Origin of the sequence: Lacinutrix himadriensis (genome assembly GCF_001418105.1) — a bacterium.
GTDB classification, from domain to species: Bacteria; Bacteroidota; Bacteroidia; order Flavobacteriales; family Flavobacteriaceae; genus Oceanihabitans; species Oceanihabitans himadriense.
Genome location: NZ_LIQI01000013.1, coordinates 1 through 2176, shown reverse-complemented (window position 1 = coordinate 2176; position 2176 = coordinate 1). Strand labels below are relative to the sequence as shown.

The window sequence follows — 2176 nt, the reverse complement described above, 5'->3', positions numbered from 1 at the left end:
TAATTACAGGTTCGCCAGCAAGTCCAGTAACTTTGGATACTTCGGGAGTTGCAACCATCAGCGTAACTGGAGTAACCACAAATCAAACGATGACTTTAACGAATGTTACTAATCCTAGTACGAGCTGCTTTGGAGCCTTGGTCAACAGTGAAACCGTAACTATAAATGCGAATCCAACGGTTACCTTAAGTAGTAATACTTCTACTTGTTCTGGCGGAACAGCAACATTTACCATTACAGGAACAGCAGGTGATATTGTCGATTATACCGGAATCACAGGTTCACCGGCAAGTCCGGTGACTTTGGATGTTTCTGGAGTAGCAATAGTTACTGTAGCAGGAGTAACTACAAATCAAACGATAAATCTAACGAATGTTACTAATCCAACGACAAGTTGTTCCGGAGTATTAACGAATAGCGAAACGGTAATAATAAATGCAAATCCAACAGTTGCATTAAATAGTAATACTTCCACTTGTTCTGGCGGAACGGCAAGTTTCACCATTACAGGAACAGCAGGTGATATTGTCGATTATACAGGAATCACAGGAACACCAACAAGTCCGGTGACTTTGGGTGTTTCGGGAGTTGCAACCATTTCCGTATCAGGAGTAACCACAGATCAAACGATAAATCTAACCAGTGTTACGAATCCAACGACAAGCTGTTCTGGAACACTCACCAACACAGAAACCGTAACGATTAATGCGAATCCAACAGTTACCTTAAGTAGCAATACTTCTACTTGTTCTGGCGGAACAGCAAGTTTCACTATTACAGGAACCGCAGGTGATATTGTAGATTACACAGGAATCACAGGAACACCAACAAGTCCGGTGACTTTGGATGTTTCTGGAGTAGCAATAGTTACTGTAGCAGGAGTAACTACAAATCAAACGATAAATCTAACGAATGTTACTAATCCAACGACAAGTTGTTCCGGAGTATTAACGAATAGCGAAACGGTAATAATAAATGCAAATCCAACAGTTGCATTAAATAGTAATACTTCCACTTGTTCTGGCGGAACGGCAACATTTACCATTACAGGAACCGCAGGCGACATTGTAGATTATACAGGAGTAGCAGGCACGCCAGCAAGTCCGGTAACTTTGGATGCTTCGGGAGTTGCAACCATCAGCGTAACTGGAGTAACCACAGATCAAACCATAAATCTAACCAATGTTACTAATCCAGCGACAAGTTGTTCGGGAGTATTAAGTAACACAGAAACGGTTACGATAAATGCAAATCCAACAGTTACCTTAAGTAGTAATACTTCGACTTGTTCTGGCGGAACAGCAAGTTTCACCATTACAGGAACAGCAGGTGATATTGTAGATTACACAGGAATCACAGGAACACCAGCAAGTCCGGTGACTTTGGATGCTTCGGGAGTTGCAACCATCAGCGTAACTGGAGTAACCACAAATCAAACCATAAATCTAACCAATGTTACTAATCCAACGACAAGCTGTTCTGGAACACTTGCTAACACCGAAACAGTAACGATAAATGCAAATCCAACAGTTACCTTAAGTAGCAATACTTCTACTTGTTCTGGCGGAACAGCAAGTTTCACTATTACAGGAACCGCAGGTGATATTGTAGATTATACCGGAATTACAGGTTCGCCAGCAAGTCCAGTAACTTTGGATGCTTCGGGAATAGCAATAGTCACTGTGGCAGGAGTGACTGTAAATCAAACCATAAATCTAACCAATGTTAGCAATCCAACGACAAGCTGTTCTGGAACACTTACTAATACAGAAACGGTAACGATAAATGCAAATCCAACAGTTACCTTAAGTAGTAATAGTTCTACTTGTTCTGGTGGAACAGCAACATTTACCATTACAGGAACAGCAGGTGATATTGTCGATTATACCGGAATCACAGGTTCACCGGCAAGTCCGGTAACTTTGGATGCTTCGGGAATTGCAACCATCAGCGTAACTGGAGTAACCACAGATCAAACGATAAATTTAACGAATGTTAGCAATCCAGCAACAAGCTGTTCTGGAACACTCACCGACACAGAAACCGTAACGATTAATGCGAATCCAACAGTTACATTAAGTAGTAATACCTCTACTTGTTCTGGCGGAACAGCAACATTCACAATCACAGGAACAGCAGGCGATATTGTAGATTATACCGGAATCACAGGTTCACC

At 41.6% G+C, this 2176-nt stretch carries 1 protein-coding gene; it reads left to right on the top strand.

Going from position 1 to position 2176, the window contains the following annotated elements; translation table 11 throughout:
- On the top strand, positions 1-2176 hold a 2176-nt coding region (locus AMD28_RS18575; protein WP_420806039.1), incomplete at both ends, for a beta strand repeat-containing protein.